The 16616-nt window shown below is 71.5% G+C and carries 14 protein-coding genes; 11 read left to right on the top strand and 3 right to left on the bottom strand.

The genetic code is table 11. From position 1 onward, the window contains the following. Positions 1-104: 104 nt before the first annotated feature. Positions 105-1334: a pyridoxal-phosphate-dependent aminotransferase family protein gene (locus VFE82_RS06155; RefSeq protein WP_324999918.1), complete on the bottom strand. Its 1230-nt coding sequence runs from the start codon at positions 1332-1334 to the stop codon at positions 105-107. 119 nt (positions 1335-1453) lie between these two features. On the opposite strand from VFE82_RS06155, the gene VFE82_RS06150 reads away from it, so the two are divergent. From VFE82_RS06150 to VFE82_RS06135, 4 genes are all read left to right on the top strand, one after another. Continuing rightward, entirely contained in the window at positions 1454-2146 is a 693-nt protein-coding gene (locus tag VFE82_RS06150) for a GntR family transcriptional regulator (protein WP_324999369.1), read from the top strand. Then, the gene (locus VFE82_RS06145; protein ID WP_324999368.1) at positions 2143-5196 is read left to right on the top strand and encodes an FAD-binding and (Fe-S)-binding domain-containing protein; all 3054 of its coding nucleotides are present in this window, start codon (positions 2143-2145) and stop codon (positions 5194-5196) included. Before VFE82_RS06150 ends, VFE82_RS06145 begins: the two co-directional genes overlap by 4 nt. A 96-nt stretch (positions 5197-5292) precedes the next feature. After that, positions 5293-5742, top strand: a complete 450-nt coding sequence (locus VFE82_RS06140; protein ID WP_324999367.1) for a GNAT family N-acetyltransferase — start codon at positions 5293-5295, stop codon at positions 5740-5742. A gap of 521 nt (positions 5743-6263) precedes the next feature. Continuing rightward, positions 6264-10478 carry a response regulator gene (locus VFE82_RS06135; RefSeq protein WP_324999366.1) on the top strand — a complete coding sequence of 1405 codons (4215 nt, stop codon included), beginning with the start codon at positions 6264-6266 and terminating at the stop codon, positions 10476-10478. Between the two features lie 79 nt (positions 10479-10557). Here the strand turns inward: VFE82_RS06135 and VFE82_RS06130 are convergent, their stop codons facing one another. Next, positions 10558-10872: a BON domain-containing protein gene (locus VFE82_RS06130; protein ID WP_324999365.1), complete on the bottom strand. Its 315-nt coding sequence runs from the start codon at positions 10870-10872 to the stop codon at positions 10558-10560. A 162-nt stretch (positions 10873-11034) separates the two neighbouring features. Between VFE82_RS06130 and VFE82_RS06125 the strand changes: the two genes are divergently transcribed. The 7 genes from VFE82_RS06125 to VFE82_RS06095 all read left to right on the top strand — a co-directional run bounded on the left by VFE82_RS06125 (position 11035) and on the right by VFE82_RS06095 (position 15032). After that, positions 11035-11802, top strand: a complete 768-nt coding sequence (locus VFE82_RS06125) for a fumarylacetoacetate hydrolase family protein (protein WP_324999364.1) — start codon at positions 11035-11037, stop codon at positions 11800-11802. Between the two features lie 35 nt (positions 11803-11837). Continuing rightward, positions 11838-12113 carry a hypothetical protein gene (locus VFE82_RS06120; protein WP_324999363.1) on the top strand — a complete coding sequence of 92 codons (276 nt, stop codon included), beginning with the start codon at positions 11838-11840 and terminating at the stop codon, positions 12111-12113. A gap of 70 nt (positions 12114-12183) precedes the next feature. After that, positions 12184-12426, top strand: a complete 243-nt coding sequence (locus tag VFE82_RS06115; protein WP_324999362.1) for a hypothetical protein — start codon at positions 12184-12186, stop codon at positions 12424-12426. Positions 12427-12436: 10 nt separating this feature from the next. Continuing rightward, entirely contained in the window at positions 12437-13051 is a 615-nt protein-coding gene (locus VFE82_RS06110) for a M15 family metallopeptidase (RefSeq protein ID WP_324999361.1), read from the top strand. 80 nt (positions 13052-13131) lie between these two features. Next, positions 13132-13785, top strand: a complete 654-nt coding sequence (locus VFE82_RS06105; RefSeq protein WP_324999360.1) for a phosphatase PAP2 family protein — start codon at positions 13132-13134, stop codon at positions 13783-13785. A gap of 256 nt (positions 13786-14041) precedes the next feature. After that, positions 14042-14698, top strand: a complete 657-nt coding sequence (locus VFE82_RS06100) for a DsbA family oxidoreductase (RefSeq protein WP_324999359.1) — start codon at positions 14042-14044, stop codon at positions 14696-14698. Positions 14699-14804: 106 nt separating this feature from the next. Further along, positions 14805-15032 carry a hypothetical protein gene (locus VFE82_RS06095; RefSeq protein ID WP_324999358.1) on the top strand — a complete coding sequence of 76 codons (228 nt, stop codon included), beginning with the start codon at positions 14805-14807 and terminating at the stop codon, positions 15030-15032. A gap of 1 nt (position 15033) precedes the next feature. Here the strand turns inward: VFE82_RS06095 and VFE82_RS06090 are convergent, their stop codons facing one another. After that, complete coding sequence (locus VFE82_RS06090) at positions 15034-16566, bottom strand: malonyl-CoA synthase (RefSeq protein ID WP_324999357.1); 1533 nt, start codon at positions 16564-16566, stop codon at positions 15034-15036. Positions 16567-16616: the final 50 nt, after the last annotated feature.

Here is a 16616-nt window from a genome sequence, read left to right as displayed (position 1 = left end):
AATGCAATGAGTGTGACGTTCCAGGTCGGCACGGGCGGGGCCCGGCCCCGCCGCCGCGGGCCGGGCCCGCGTCGCAGGAGCGATGACGACCTGGCGGGCTGTGGTTACGCGGCCTTCTGCAGGGCCACCGGCGCCGGGTGTCCGGCGAAGTACTCCATCGCGGGGTGCACGCCGGAGCCGGCGAGCTTGACGCCGGCGAGCTTCAGGCCCATCTCGCACCCGGACAGGGCGGCCATGAGGGTCAGGTCGTTGCAGTCGCCCAGGTGGCCGATGCGGAACATGCGGCCCTTGACCTTGCCCAGGCCGGTGCCCAGCGACAGGTCGAAGCGCTCGTAGATGATCTTGCGCACGGTGTCGGCGTCGATGCCCTCCGGCGTCATCACGCCGGTCAGGACGGGCGAATAGACCGCCGGATCGGCGCACTGGATCTCCAGGCCCCAGGCCCGGACCGCGGCGCGCACGCCTTCGGCCCAGCGCAGGTGGCGGGCGAACACCGCGTCCAGCCCGCCCTGCTGCGGGTCGAGCAGCATGTCGCAGGCCTCGGCCAGCCCGTACAGCAGGTTGGTGTTCGGCGTGTACGGGAAGTAGCCGGTCTTGTTCATCTCGACCATCTCGTCCCAGGCCCAGAAGGCCTTGGGCAGCCGGGCAGTCTTGCTGGCCTCCAGCGCCTTGGGCGACAGCGCGTTGAAGCTGATGCCGGGCGGAAGCATCAGGCCCTTCTGCGAACCGGAGACGGTGACGTCCACGCCCCAGGCGTCGTGCTTGTACTCGGCCGAGGCCAGGCCGGAGATGCTGTCGACCAGCAGCAGCGCCGGGTGCTTGGCCGCGTCGATCGCCTTGCGCACGGCCTTGATGTCGCTGGTGACGCCGGTGGACGTCTCGTTGTGCACCACGCACACCGCCTTGATCTGGTGCTGGGTGTCGGCCTTCAGGCGCTTTTCGATCTGGTCGGCCTGGACACCGCGGCGCCAGCCCTCGATGCCCGGCAGCCCGAGGAACTCGGTCTTCAGGCCCAGGCGCGTTGCCATCTTCTGCCACAGCGAGGCGAAGTGGCCGGTCTCGTACATCACCACGGTGTCGCCGGGCGACAGCACGTTGCACAGCGCAGCTTCCCAGGCGCCGGTGCCGGACGCCGGATAGATCACCACCGGATGCCGGGTCTGGAAGATCTGCTGGATGCCGGACAGCACCCGCTTGCCGAGCACCGCGAACTCGGGGCCGCGGTGGTCGATGGTCGGCAGGCTCATCGCGCGCAGGATCCGGTCGGGCACCGGCGACGGACCGGGGATCTGCAGGAAGTGGCGGCCGGTGGGATGGAAGTCGAGCGTCAGCATGCAAGGTCGGCTGGTGGAGGGATGGGCGATTTTTTGCATACAAAATTCTCTTGTCAATCCTCCGCCACCCGCGGATTTACGTTTGCATACAAAGAAAAGTGCATACAAAATAGCGCCCCATGAGTGCCGAAGTGATCTCCATCCCCCGCGCCGCCCTGCACCAGCAGGTTGCCCACCGGTTGCGGCAGATGCTGGTCGAGGGTGCCATTCCGCCCGGCGCCAAGCTCAACGAGCGGGAGCTGTCGGAACTGCTGAACGTCTCGCGCACGCCGCTGCGCGAGGCGATCAAGATGCTGGCGGCCGAGGGCCTGGTCGAGCTGCTGCCGCACCGTGGCGCGATCGCGGTGGCCCTGGACGAGGAAGCGGTGCGCAACACCTTCGAGGTGATGGGCGGGCTGGAGGCGCTGTCGGGCGAGCTCGCGGCCCAGCGCGTGACCGACGAGGAACTGGCCGAGATCCGCGCCATGCAGTACGAGATGCTCGCGGCGTACACGCGCCGCGACCTCTCGGGCTACTACCGCCTGAACGCGCAGATCCACCGCGCGATCAACGCCGCCGCCAAGAACCCGGTGCTCAGCGCCACCTACGACCGCATCAACGCACGTCTGCAGGCGCTGCGCTTCCGCTCCAACCAGGACGAGCAGAAGTGGAAGGTCGCCGTGCGCGAGCACGAGCAGATGGTCGAGGCGCTGGCCGCGCGCGACCCGGCCGCCATGCGCCAGGTGCTGGCCACGCACCTGAAGAACAAGCTCGATGTCGTGCTGGAGCAGCTGCAGGCAGCGGCCTCCGGCCAGAAGAAAGTCACCCGATGAACGCTCCCCTGCCCATGTCGGTCGCCCGCGACGCCGCCGGCGCCTACGACCGCGTGGCCTTCGCCACCAACGAGGTGGCCGGCCGCCTCGCCCAGCACCTGGCCACGCAGACCCAGGGCGAGGTCCTGTTCTCGCCGGCGGACCGCGGCCGCTACGCGACCGACGCCTCGATCTACCAGGAGATGCCGGTCGGCGTGTTCGTCCCCCGGCGCGCGGAGGACGTGCAGCTGGCCATCGACATCTGCCGCGACCTGGGCGTGCCGGTCGTGTCGCGCGGCGGCGGCACCAGCCAGTGCGGCCAGACCGTCGGCGCCGGCCTCGTGATCGACAACACCAAGCACGTGCGCAACGTGCTGGAGCTCGACGTGGCCGGCCGCACCGCCGTGGTCGAGCCCGGCATCGTGCTGGACCACCTGAACGCGCAGCTGAAGAAGCACGGCCTCTGGTACCCGGTCGACGTGTCGACCAGCGCCCAGGCCACGCTGGGCGGCATGGCGGGCAACAACTCGTGCGGCAGCCGCAGCATCGCCTGGGGCAACATGGTCCACAACGTGCGCGGCATCGACGCCTGGACGGCGGACGGCCAGCTTCACCGCTTCGGCCGTTTCGACGACAGCACCGGCTGGGTGCGCGCCATGGGCGAGCAGGTGCGCGCCATGGCCGCCGAACTGGCGCCCGAGATCGACGCCCGCTGGCCCAAGGTGCTGCGCCGCGTCGCCGGCTACAACCTGGACGTGTTCCGCAACCAGAACCCGCGGCCCTACACCGCTGACGGCTCGGTCAACCTGGCGCACCTGCTGGTGGGCAGCGAAGGCACCCTGGCCGTCACGCGCAGCCTCACGCTGCAGCTGTCGGAGCTGCCGAAGGCCAAGGTGCTGGGCGTGGTGAACTTCCCGACCTTCTACAAGGCGATGGACACGGCCCAGCACATCGTCAAGCTGGGTGGCGGCACGCTCACCGCCGTGGAACTGGTGGACCGCACGATGATCGAGCTGTCGCTGCAGAACCCGGCCTTCGCGCCGGTGGTGCGCAGCGCGGTGATCGGCCAGCCGGACGCCGTGCTGCTGGTGGAGTTCTCGGGCGCGGACAAGGCCTCGCTGGTGCGGCACCTCGACGACCTGGTGGCGCTGATGGGCGACCTGGGCCTGCCCGGTTCGGTGGTGCGCCTGGAGGACGACACGGCGCAGAAGAACCTCTGGGAGGTGCGCAAGGCCGGCCTCAACATCATGATGAGCCTCAAGGGCGACGGCAAGCCGGTCAGCTTCATCGAGGACTGCGCCGTGCCGCTGGAGCACCTGGCCGAATACACCGATGCCCTCACCCAGGTGTTCCGCCGGCACGGCTCGCGCGGGACCTGGTACGCGCACGCCTCGGTGGGCACGCTGCACGTGCGCCCCATCCTCGACATGCGCCGGGACGGCGCGCCCAAGATGCGCGAGATTGCCGAGGAAGCCGCGGCGCTGGTGCGCCAGTACCGCGGCGCCTACAGCGGCGAGCACGGCGACGGCCTGTGCCGGGGCGAGTGGATCCAGTGGCAGTTCGGCCCGCGCATCACCGAGGCGTTCGGCCGCATCAAGCAGCTGTTCGACCCGCAGCAGCTGCTGTGCCCGCGCCGCATGGTCGATCCGCCGCGGATGGACGACACCCGGCTGATGCGCTTTCCGCCCTCGTACAAGGTCATCCCGCTGCAGCCCGCGCTGGACTGGAAACCCTGGGACGTGCAGAACGACCCGGCCACCGAGAAGACCACCGCACCGGGCACCGGCGGCGACCCCGCGCAGGGCTACGCCAAGGCGGTCGAGATGTGCAACAACAACGGGCACTGCCGCAAGTTCGACGCCGGCACCATGTGCCCGAGCTACCGGGTGACGCGCGACGAGCAGCACCTCACCCGCGGCCGCGCCAACACGCTGCGGCTGGCGCTGTCGGGCCAGCTCGGCCCGGACGGCATCGCCAGCCAGGCGGTGCGCGACGCGCTCGACCTGTGCGTGTCCTGCAAGGGTTGCAAGCGCGACTGCCCGACCGGTGTCGACATGGCCAAGATGAAGGTGGAGTTCCTGCACCACTGGCACCGGCGCCATGGGCGCAGCCTGAAGGACCGCCTGATCGCCGCCCTGCCCGACTACGCGCGCACCGCCGCGCGCCTGGCGCCGCTGCTCAACCTGCGCAACCGCAGCCCGCTGCTGGCGCGGCTGGGCGAGAAGGTCCTGGGCTTCTCGGCCCGGCGCAGCCTGCCGGAGTGGAAGTCCCGCCACTTCTTCAACACGCCGCACGGCACCGCCTCGGCCGCCGAGACGCTCGCGGCCGCCAAGCCGGTCGTGCTGTTCGTCGACACCTTCAACGGCTACTTCGAATCCGACAACGCCGAGGCCGCCCTGCGGGTGCTGCAGGCGGCCGGCTACACCGTGCACGTCGCCTCGAAGGCCAGGCCGGACGGCGGGCACCTGTGCTGCGGCCGCACGCACCTGGCCAGCGGCCAGGTCGAGGAGGCCCGCGCCAAGGCGCGCGAGGTCGCGCAGGCGCTCGGCCCGTTCGCCGAACGCGGCATTGCCATCGTCGGTCTGGAGCCCTCGTGCCTGCTCACCCTGCGCGACGAGCACCTCTCGCTCGGGCTGGGCGAGGTGTCCCGGCAGATCGCGAGTCAGGCCCTGCTGCTGGAGGAGTTCCTGGCGCGCGAACTGTCGGCCGGACGCCTGGACGTGCTCAAGGAGAAGCTGCGGCCGGTCCAGCAGCGCATCCTGGTGCACGGCCACTGCCACCAGAAGGCGTTCGACGCCGTGTCCCCGGTGCTGCGGCTGCTGCAGCTGATCCCCGGCGCCCAGCCCGAGCTGGTGGAGAGCAGCTGCTGCGGCATGGCCGGTGCGTTCGGCTACGAGGCGTCGCACCACGAGGTCTCGATGCAGATGGCCGAACTGAGCCTGCTGCCGGCAGTGCGCAATGCGCCCGACGCCATCGTCGTGGCCGACGGCACCAGCTGCCGGCACCAGATCCACGACGGCGCCGGCCGCGAAGCCATCCACGCGGCGGTGCTGCTGGCCCGCCAGCTCTGACGCGCGAAGCACCGGCCCGCTTGCGGGCGGGCGCGGCCGCACGCGTGCCACGTTCACGCTCACGCTGACCGGGCGCCCGGCGGCACAATGCCCCGCATGACGTCCGCCGCCATCCGTCCGGTGCTCCCCGCCGACCAGCCCGTGTGGCGCCGCCTCTGGCGCGGCTACTGCGCGTTCTACGAGACAGCGCTGCCCGAAGAGGTGACCCGGCGCACCTGGGCCCGCATCCTCGATCCGGATTCGGCCGTCATGTGCCTGCTGGCAGAAGTGGACGGGGTGGTGGTCGGCTTCGCGCACTGCGTGCTGCACGAGAACACGTGGGAGACGCAACCCGTGTGCTACCTCGAGGACCTGTACGTCGATCCGGCGGCACGCGGCCGCGGTGTCGGCGGCGCGCTCGTCGAGTGGCTGCGCAACGCCATGCGCGCCGAGGGATGGGCGCGGCTGTACTGGATGACGCACCGCGACAACCAGGCCGCGCGCGCACTGTACGACCGTTTCGCGCAGGCCGACGCCTTCGTGCGCTACGTGGTGCGGCAAACCTAGCACGTGATCGCGCCGCGGCATCGCCTTCCGCTGCCGCGCGGGGCGCGCAGGGGCCACGCAGATCTGGCCGTCGATCGCACGGGGCGGCATGCGAACAAAATCAAACATTGTGGAACCCACGGCTGGGCTGGGCCGCCACTAGACTCCGCGCCCTTCAACACAGGAAAAGCTGCATGCGGCGAGTTGCCGCGACACGGGCCTTCGCGGCCTCGCAGACGTGCGGGCATGCCGCGCTGGTGCGATCCCGGGCCAGCAGCCGCAAGACGCTTGCGGCGCGGACACGGAGGCCGATGCGCTGAGCACACCTGCGGCACCTCGCGTGAGAACGCCGCCCACGCCCGGGCCGCGCGGGCGCCCTGCAGGTGCGCAGGCACCCACCGCAGGCGGTTCGCAGCCGGGCCCGATCCGGCGAGTGGCTCATCCATGCGGGGTACGCCTGCGGGCTGGGCATTTGATTCCGGGGTGTCGATGCGGCCAAATAGCGTGCCGCACGCGTGTTCCAGGAGCTTCTTCGCAACGCCATGAGCGACCCGATCCGCCTTCACGATGCACCCCGCAGCCAGCTGGCGGCGGGCACCGGAACCTCGCTGCTGGCCGGTCCCACGGCCAAGGCCGAGGCCATCGGCGCGAGCGAGATGGCCGCAGCCATCTCCGGCTTCGACTGGTCGACCACCCCGCTGGGGTCCGCCGACGGCTGGCCCCAGAGCCTCAAGAGCGCGGTGCGCCTGATGCTCGGCTCGCGGTATCCGATGTTCGTGTGGTGGGGACCGGAACTCACGGCCGTGTACAACGATGCCTACTGCGAAGTGCTCGGCCCGCGCCATCCGTGGGCGCTGGGGCGCAGCGCACGCGACATCTGGGCCGAGATCTGGCATGTGATCGGGCCCCAGACGCAGGCCGTGCTGCACCAGGGCACCTCGACCTGGAACGACCGCGTGCTGCTGGTGATGGAGCGCAAGGGCTGGCCCGAGGAGACCTACTTCACCTTCTCGTACAGCCCCTGCTTCAACGACCAGGGCGAGGTCGGCGGCGTGTTCTGCACCTGCACCGAGGACACCGCCCGGGTGCTCGGCGAACGCCGCCTGCAAAGCCTGCGGTCGCTGTCGTCGGGCGTGCTCGATTCGCAGAGCGCCATCGAGACCTGCGAGCGCGCCGCGCGGGCGCTGGCGACCAATCCGCACGACCTGCCCTTCGTGCTGCTGTACCTGCAGCAGGGCGGCAGGCGCGCGCGGCTGGTGGCGTGCGCGGGTGCCGACGCCGGATCGGCGCTGGCGCCGGCCGACGTCGCGCTCGACGGGCGGCTGCCGCTGTGGCCTTTCGGTGAAGCGGCGCGCACCCGGCAGCCGCGGCTGGTGCAGCGGATCGACGCGGTGGAGGCACTCGCCGCGGGCCCCTGGCCGGAGCCGGTGCGCGAGGCGCTCGTGCTGCCGCTGCCCGCCACCACGCCCGGCGAGCCGGCCGGCTTCCTGGTCGCGGGGCTGAACCCGCGCCGGCCGCTGGATGCGGAGTACCAGGACTACCTGTCGCTGCTGGCGCAGCAGATCGGCAGCGCGGTGGCCGACGCGCGCAGCTTCGAACACCAGCAGCAGCGGGCGATGACGCTGGCCGAACTGGATCGCGCCAAGACCACCTTCTTCTCCAACGTGAGCCACGAGCTGCGCACGCCGCTCGCGCTGATGCTCGGCCCGATTGCCGAGCTCCTGGAGGAGCCGTCGCTGGACGACGCCTGCCGCCTGCCGCTGCAGGTCGCCCTGCGCAATGGCCGCCGCCTGCAGCGGCTGGTGAACACGCTGCTGGATTTCTCGCGCATCGAGGCCGGCCGCATGCAGGCGCGCTTCGAGGCGGTCGACCTGGCCGCCTTCACCGCCGAACTGGCCAGCTTCTTCGATTCGTCGGCGCGCAAGGCCGGGCTGGTGCTCGAGGTGGACTGCCGGCCGCAGCCGCGACCGGTCTACGTCGACCGCTCGATGTGGGAGAAGATCGTCTTCAACCTGCTGTCCAACGCGATCAAGTACACGCCAGCGGGCAGCGTGCGGGTGCGGCTGCTGCCCACCGCCGCCGGCGCCCGCCTGGAAGTCAGCGACACCGGGCTGGGCATTCCACGTGCGGCGCTGCCCCATGTGTTCGAGCGGTTCTACCGCGTCGAAGGCGCCCCGGGACGCAGCATCGAGGGCACGGGCATCGGGCTGGCGCTGGTGGCCGAGCTCGCGCGCATCCACGGCGCGACCCCGCGGGTGGAAAGCTGGCTCGGCGCGGGCAGCACCTTCAGCCTGGAGCTGCCCTACGGACGGGAGCACCTGCCACCGGACCACGTGGACGACAACCCGCCCCTGCGGGCGACCGCGGCCAATGCCGGATGGCTCGACGAGATGGAAACCTGGTTCGCGGCCGAGTCCCCGGGGGACGAGGCGCAGGCGGGCCCGGTCCACCATCTCGCGGAGCCGGACGCGCCGTACGCCGGCGCGGCGCAGGCACCGCGCGGCAACGTCCTGCTGGTCGACGACAACCCCGACATGCGCAGCTACCTGGCCCGCCTGATCAGCCGCGAGCACGAAGTCCGCACCGCCGCCGACGGCTGGCAGGCGCTGCAGTGCGTCGCGGAGCGCCTGCCCGACCTGGTGCTCACGGACGTGATGATGCCGCGCATGGACGGCTTCGCCCTGCTCGAGCGCCTGCGCGCGCAGCCCGCGACCGCGACGCTGCCGGTGATCATGCTGTCGGCCCAGGCCGGCGAAGACACCCGGCTGCGGGCACTGGGCGCCGGCGCCGACGATTTCCTGCTCAAGCCGTTCCACGCGCGCGAACTGCTGGCGCGGGTCGCCGGCACCCTGCGGCTGGCGCAGGTGCGGCACGAGGCCATGCACCGCGAGCAGGCCCTGCGCGGGGAGGTCGAGCAGGTGCTCGAGAGCATCGGCGAGGGCTTCATCGCCGTCGACGCCGCCTGGCGCTTCACCTACGTCAACGGCGCCGCCGAGAAGATCTACGGCCGCTCGCGCGAGAGCCTCCTCGGGCGCGACTACTGGGAGATCTTCCCCGACCTGGCCGGCTCCGTGTTCGAGGAGCCGTTCCGGCGCGCGATGCGCGAGCGCACCGCCCTGACCGTCGAGGGCCCCTACGACCCGCTCGCCGGCTGGTTCGAGGTCAGCGTCTGCCCGGTGGCCAGCGGTGGCCTCTCGCTGTACTTCCGGGACGTGCTGCAAAGCCGCCTGATGGAGCGCGCGGTGCGCAACAGCGAGCAACGCTTCCGGGAGATGGCCGAGGCCATGCCGCAGATCGTCTACGTCCTGGACGCGCTCGGCAGGCTGGAGTACGTGAACGGCCAGTGGGCGGCCTACACCGGGCACGACGGGGCGAACACCGCCGACCTGATGGCGGTCGTGCATCCGGACGACGTTCCGATGCTGTCCGAGCGCTGGCAGCACGGGACGCGCGCGGGCCAGCCGGTCACGGCGGAATTCCGCCTCCTGGGCGCCGACGGGCTGTGGCGCTGGTTCCTCACCCGGGCCGTGCCGGTGCGCGATGACGGCGGCCAGGTGCTGCGCTGGTATGGCACCTCGACCGACGTCGACGCTTCGCGCCGCAACGCCGAAGCCCTGGCGCAGGCGCACGCCGCGCTGCAGCAAGTCGAGCGGCGCAAGGACCAGTTCATCGCCACGCTGGCGCACGAGCTGCGCAATCCGCTCGCGCCGCTTCGCAACGGGGTGCAACTGCTCTCGCTGGGCGGCGGGCCGGACGGCGGCGCGCGCGTGCAGGCCATGATGCGACGCCAGATCGACCACCTGGTGCGGCTGGTCGACGACCTGCTGGAGGTCTCGCGCATCACCTCGGGCAAGGTGGTGCTCCAGCGCAGCCGGCTCGAACTGGCTGACGTTCTCTACGGCGCGGCCGAGAGCAGCCGCCCGGTCATCGAGACGGCGCGGCACTCGCTGCACGTCGACGTCGACGGCCTGCTCGGGCGAGCGGTCGATGGCGACGGCATGCGGCTCGGCCAGGTGTTCGCCAACCTGCTGCACAACGCGGCCAAGTACACCGAGCCGGGCGGGCACATCACCCTGCGCGGCTGGTGCGAAGGCGACGACGCCGTGGTGCACGTGCAGGACAACGGGCTCGGCCTGGCCGCCGACATGCTCGAAGAGGTGTTCCAGCCCTTCGTGCAGGTCGACCGCTCCGCTTCGCGCGCGCAGGGTGGGCTGGGCATCGGGCTGTCGATCGTGCGCAGCCTGGTGGACCTGCATGGCGGCCGGGTGCGCGCGCACAGCGACGGGCCGGGCCGCGGCAGCACGTTCGAGGTGCGGCTGCCGCTGGCCGGCATCACCGACGGCCACGCCCCCGAGGCGGGCGGCACGGTGCGGGCGCAGTCACCGGGCGCGCCGTCGGTGCTGGTGGTCGACGACAACCACGATGCCGCCGACAGCCTGGCCTACATGCTGGAGATGATGGGCGCGCGCACCCGCGTCGTGTATGGCGGCCCCGACGCGGTGGCGGCGGTCGAAGCCGAGCCGCCGGCGCTCGTGCTGCTGGACATCGGGATGCCCGGCATGGACGGCTACCAGGTGGCCCGGCGCCTGGCTTCCCATCCGCAGCGCCCGCGCATGCTGCTGGTGGCGCTGACCGGCTGGGGCCAGACCGAGGACCGGCAGCGCACCCGCGAGGCCGGGTTCGACGAGCACCTGGTCAAACCGGCCGAGATCGACGTGCTCGAGGCCCTGCTGGCGCGCGCCGCCGGCGGCGCCTAGGACCGCTCTGGGCTGCGGCTGCCGCCGGGGCGGCCCCGGCCAGCCGCAAAAGCCGACCACTGCCGCCGGCTCGTGACGATCAGCCGGTGACGATCAGCATGTTCTCCACCGACTTGACGCCCTCGATCTTGCGGGCCGCCTCCTCGGCCTTGCGGCGCAGGGCGACCGACTTCACCTCGCCGCGCAGCCGCACCACGCCCTGGGTGGTGTCGACGTTGATTTTCAGCGCGCTCAGCTCCGGATCGGCGGCATAGGCGGCCTTCAGGCGGGTGCCGATGGTCGCGTCGTCCACCGCCTGGCCGGCCGTGCGGGTCGGGCCGCCCTGGCCGCCGGGCATTCCGGCGCAACCGGCCAGGACGGCGGCGGTCATGAGGGCAACGAGCAGCTTGGACATGGTGTTCTCCTGGGATTGATGCGCCGACTGTAGGCAGTGGCGCGGCTGTTGGGCTGTAGGAGCACATCTCATGCGTGACGCAGGGCGGTGGGGGCCGGCGCGCGCCGTGAACCCGACAGGGCGAGCCGTTAGGATCGCGCACCGACCACACGAGGAGCTTCCATGACCACCCCGGTGCCAACCGTCGCCGCCGCCCTGCTGCAAGCCCACCGCACCGGCCGCCCCGCCGATGCCGCGCCCCTTGCCGGGCAACTGCAGACTCCCGCCGACGCCTATGCGGTGCAGGACGAGGTGGCCCGCGGGCTGGGGTGGTTCGGCGACGCAGGACCGCGGCACTGGAAATCCGGCGGCCCCTCGCGGCAGGCGGCCCTGACGCATGCGCCGCTGCCGCCCGGCAACGTGCGCAGCAGCCCGGCCGGAATGCGCGACGTGCCGTTCCAGCTGCGGCTGATCGAGGCCGAGATCGCGTTGCGCCTGGGGCGCGACGTCACCGCGGCGCAGGCTGCGGCGCTGACCCACGACGGGGCGCCCAGCTGGCTCGACGGGATGGCGGTGTCGATCGAGATCGTCGACTCGCGCTGGCAGCAGGCCCGCGACGCCGAAACGCTGCTCAAGCTGGCCGATCTGCAGTCGCATGGGGCCCTGGCGCTGGGCGACTGGCGCCCGTTCGAGGCGCGCGACTGGAGCGCGCAGGAGTGCCGCGTCCGCATCGGGGCCGGCCCGTGGCAGACGTTCCGCGGAACCCACTCGCTGGGCGATCCGGCCTGGCTGCTGCCCTTGTGGCTGCGCCACGCGACCCGCCATGGCGCCACCGTGGGCGCCGGCACCGTGGTCACCACCGGCACCTGGTGCGGCCTGCTGTCCGCCCAGGCGGGCGACCGGGTCGAGGTGGAGTTCCCTGGCGTCGGCACCGCCGCCGTGCAACTGTGAGCCGTGCGGTCCCCTGCCCGCCCGACCTGAGCCCCATGCCCAAAGTCCTGCCCACCGCCGTGGCCGCCGCGGTCCTCGCCGCCGCGGCCTTCCTGCTCAACCCGACACCCGAGCAGCACCGGGCCAAGATCCGCTCGACCATTGCCCAGCGCAGTCCGCTGGCCGGCGCGATGGGCCTGGGCGCCCTGGCCGCCTTCACCTCCAGTTACCACTCGCTCGGGATCGCCTCGTACACCACCGTGAACGGGCGCATCAGCTCGATCGGCGTGCTGGGGTGGGTGTACGTGCCGTCGCGCGGCACGGCGGGGTAGCGCCACTGGCGATCGGGTGCTCGCCGGTCTACCATGGCCCCGCAGCACCCCGCACGCATCCGGAGGTCACATGCTTGCCTGGTTCTGGTTCTGGGCCCCGCCGTTGCACCTCCCCCGGAGCGGCGACGCCGCGCCGCGCATCCAGCCTGCGGCGCGCTGGTTCTTCGAAGGCATCCCGATCAAGGCCGACGGGCTTGAGGAGCGCGGCGCGGCCATCGACGCGGGCCTGGCCGAACTGCAGCGCAGCGGCGGCCCGGCCCACGCCCGGCTGGCGCGGCGCCTGCTCCCGCCGTTGCAGGCACCGAGCGCCTGAGGAGGCCGCCATGTCCCTCACGATCGACGAGATGATCCGCGCCGTGCAGCGAAAGCTCGGCACCGAAGTGGACGGCCGACCCGGCAACGAAACCTGGGGCGCCATCTACGCAGCCCTGGTCAAGCCGAGGATCGACAAGGGCGAGCCGCAGGACGGCATCGAACCGGTCGACCCGCGCAGCGAGAGCCACATCGCCACCCTGCTGCCGGAGGTGCGGCCGATCGCGCGGGCGCTGGTGCAGAAGGCCGCGCAGAACGGCATCCGCACCAAGGTCATCAGCGCATTGCGGACGTTCGAGGAGCAGGATGCGCTGTTCGCGCAGGGCCGCAGCGCGCCCGGCCCCAGGGTCACCAACGCCCGCGGCGGCTTCTCCAACCACAACTTCGGCATCGCGTTCGACATCGGCGTCTTCGAGGGCTCGAAGTACCTCACCAAGTCGCCCAAGTACAAGGCGGTGGGCGCCCTGGGCATGGACCTCGGCCTGGAATGGGGCGGCAACTGGAAGAGCCTGGTGGACGAGCCGCACTTCCAGCTGCGGCCGGCCTGGGCACGCGAGCTGACCGAGCGGGAGATGCTGGCGGGGCTGCGCGAGCGGCACGCCAGCGGCGGCGCGGTGTTCGCCTGAGGCAGGCGAGGCCGCTGCGCCGCCCACCCCGGATGGGCCCTGGCGGGCCGGGCGCACTGCGGTGCCTCTACCATGCGCGCATGCAGATCGCCTCCGGGACCTTCCACCACGCCTGGCCCATCCTGACCCGCTTCGGCGACTCCGCCATCCTGCTGCCCTGCGCCGTGCTGCTGGCCGGCTGGGTGGGGCTGCGCAGCCGGATGCAGGCGCTGGCCTGGCTCCTTCCGCTCGCCGTCGCGGTGCTGCTGACCACCGCGTCCAAGATCGCGTTCATCGGCTTCGGGATCGGCAGCGCCGCGCTCGACTTCACGGGTTTCTCGGGGCATGCGATGTTCGCGGCCGCGGTGCATCCCATGCTGGCGTTCTCCACCGCGGCGAACGCGCCGCGGCCGTGGCGCGGCGTGGCGGTGGCCGTGGGCTACGCGGTGGCCGTGCTGGTGGCGGTGTCCCGCTTCCAGCTCGGCCACCACTCCGCATCCGAATGCGTGGCGGGCTTCGCGCTCGGCGCGGCGGCCAGCGCCATCACCCTGCGGCGGGTCAGCGACCCCGGGCGGCCGGCGTTCGCGTCGGTCGCGGTGGCGCTGGTGGTGTTGTGGGCGGCGCTGTCGCTCGCGCCCCGTGCTCCGGTGCTGCCCTCGCACGCGATGGTGACCTGGGTGGCGCTGCAGCTGGGCGGGCGCGACGCGCCCTTCACACGCGAGGACCTGCACCGGCGTGCAGCCGCGCCGTCCTGAGAGGCAGAAAAAACCCCGCGGCGCGGGCCGCGGGGCTCAAGTTCGGCGCGTGTTCAGGCCAAGCACTTCTTCCCACCTGAAGGGGAGCCACCCGCCGACACCGCGATTCTGCCGGCCGGCGGCCGCCGCGATGCGATGCCGGGGCGCGCTCCCCGGATACTCGCCGGCAGTCAGGCCTGGCTCAGGTCGCCTGCAGTTGAGACGGCGGAAAGGCACCTGTCGCGCAGGGACAGGCGCCGGCCACTAGGATGCCGCCATGACCGCGACCACCCTCAAGATCGACTTCGTCTCCGACGTGGCCTGCCCCTGGTGCGCCGTCGGCCTGGCCTCCCTGCAGCAGGCGTTGGGCCGCCTCGACGGCGAGGTGGCCGCCGAGTTGCGCTTCCAGCCGTTCGAGCTGAACCCGCAGATGGGCCCGGAGGGCCAGGACATCGGCGAACACCTGGCGCAGAAGTACGGCTCGACCGCCGAGCAGCAGCAGGCCAACTGGGAGGCGCTGCGGCAGCGCGGTGCCGCCGTCGGCTTCGAGTTCCGCAGGGAGGGCCGTGGCCGGGTGTGGAACACGTTCGACGCCCACCGGCTGCTGCACTGGGCGGGTGAACAACCCGGCGACGCCCAGCTGCGGCTCAAGCAGGCGTTGCTGCGCGCGTATTTCACCGAAGCCCGCAGCGTGGCCGACCACGAAGTGCTGCTCGCCGCGGCGGCTTCGGCCGGCCTGGACACCCAGCGCGCCCGGGCCATCCTCGGCAGCGACGAGTTCGCCGCCGACGTGCGCCGCCAGCAGCAGTTCTACGCGGAGCATGGGATCCGCGCGGTGCCCTCGGTGATCGTGAACGACCGCCATCTGATCCAGGGCGGCCAGCCTCCCGAGGTGTTCGAGCAGGCCTTGCGGCAGATCGCGCAGGAGGCCTAGGCGCAGCGCCCCCCGATGGTGCACGTCCCGGTCTGTGGGAGGCGACCGACAACGGGACAGCCGGGGTGCTGGCAGCAACCGCGACGGCACCAGCTACCTTGCCTGCATGGACTCTCGCTGGCAACCCCCCTTGGACCATCCGCAGAGCGCTGAGGCGCCCACGCGGGAGGCACGCGGCCTGTTCGCTGCCGGCTGGTATGCCACCCGCGACGAGTGCCGGCTGGTGCACCCCGCCGAGCAGATCGAGCAGATGGTCGCACCCGAGACCTGGCGTGCGTTGCGCGAGCTGGGCGCTTCGGTGCCGACGCAGCTGCGTGTGCAGCAGCCGGTCTGACTCAGGCGAACAGGTCCTTGTAGCGGTCGCGCAGCAGGTTCTTCTGCACCTTGCCCATGGTGTTGCGGGGCAGTTCGTCGACCACGAAGCAGCGCTTGGGAATCTTGAAGTTGGCCAGGCGGGCCTTCAGCGCCGCCACGATCGCCTCGGGCTCCAGCGTGCTCCCCGGCTTGGCGATCACGACGGCCACGCCGACCTCCCCGAAGTCTGGATGCGGCACCCCGACCAGCGCGCTCTCGGCCACGCCGGGCATCTCGTTGATGAAGCCTTCGATCTCGGCCGGATAGACGTTGTAGCCGCCGCTGATGATCAGGTCCTTGCTGCGGCCGACGATGCTGACGTAGCCACGCTCGTCGATCCGGCCCACGTCGCCGGTCTTGAACCAGCCGTCGGCGGTGAATTCCTCGGCGGTCTTCTCGGGCATGCGCCAGTAGCCCTTGAAGACATTCGGCCCCTTGACCTGGATGCCGCCGATCTCGCCGCGCGGCAGTTCACGGCCGGCGTCGCCGACGATGCGCAGGCCCACCCCGGGCAGCGGGAAGCCGACGGTGCCGCCACGCCGCTCGCCGTCCTTCGGGTCGTAGGGATTGGAGGTCAGCATGACGGTCTCGCTCATGCCGTACCGCTCCAGGATCGCCTGCCCCGTGCGATCGCGCCACTCGTTGAACGTCTCCAGCAGCAGCGGCGCGGAACCGGCCACGAACAGCCGCATGCCGATGGTCGCGGTCCTGGTGAGCGTCGGCTCGGTCAGCATGCGCACGTAGAGCGTGGGCACGCCCATGAAGACCGTGGCGCGGGACATCGCGGCAATCGCCTTCTTCGGGTCGAAGCGGGCCATCCAGATCATGCGGCTGCCGTTCAGGAGCGCCCCGTGGATGGCGACGAAGAGGCCGTGCACGTGGAAGATCGGCAGTGCGTGGATCAGCACGTCGCCCGGCGTCCAGCCCCAGTAGTCCTTCAGCACCTGCGCGTTGGACAGCAGGTTGCCGTGCGTGAGCATCGCGCCCTTGCTGCGGCCGGTGGTGCCGCTGGTGTAGAGGATGGCCGCCAGGTCGTCGCTGCGCCGGACGGCGATCTCGTGCCGGTCGGGGTGCTGGGCGGCCCGCTCCAGCAGCGAGCCGGTGCGGTCGTCGCCCAGCGTGAACACGTTCCGCGTGCCGGCCTGGAACGCGATCTTGCTCACCCAGCCGAAATTCCGGGGGCTGCACACCACGACCGCGGGCTCGGCGTTGCCGATGAAGTACTCGATCTCGGCACTCTGGTACGCGGTGTTCAGCGGCAGGAACACGTAGCCGGCGCGCAGCGTCGCCAGGTACAGCATCATGGCTTCGACCGACTTCTCCACCTGCACCGCGATGCGCGAGCCTTCCGGCAGCTCCAGCGATGCGAACAGGTTGGCGATCATGGCGGTGGCGCGATCGAGGTCGCGCCAGCTGTAGACCAGTTCGTCGTCGGTCTCGACGGCGATGCTGTCCAGGTCGGCCGGGAACGCCGCGCGCAGCGCGGCAAAGAGGTTCTGGTTGTCGTTCTTCATGGTCAGGGAATGCGTCGCCGCGCCATCGCGCCGACCCGGCGGGGCGGCAG

The organism is Ramlibacter sp. (assembly GCF_035655895.1).
In the GTDB taxonomy this organism is placed as follows: Bacteria; Pseudomonadota; Gammaproteobacteria; order Burkholderiales; family Burkholderiaceae_C; genus Ramlibacter.
Note: the sequence above shows the minus strand (reverse complement) of the source record. Positions and strands in the feature narration are given on the sequence as shown.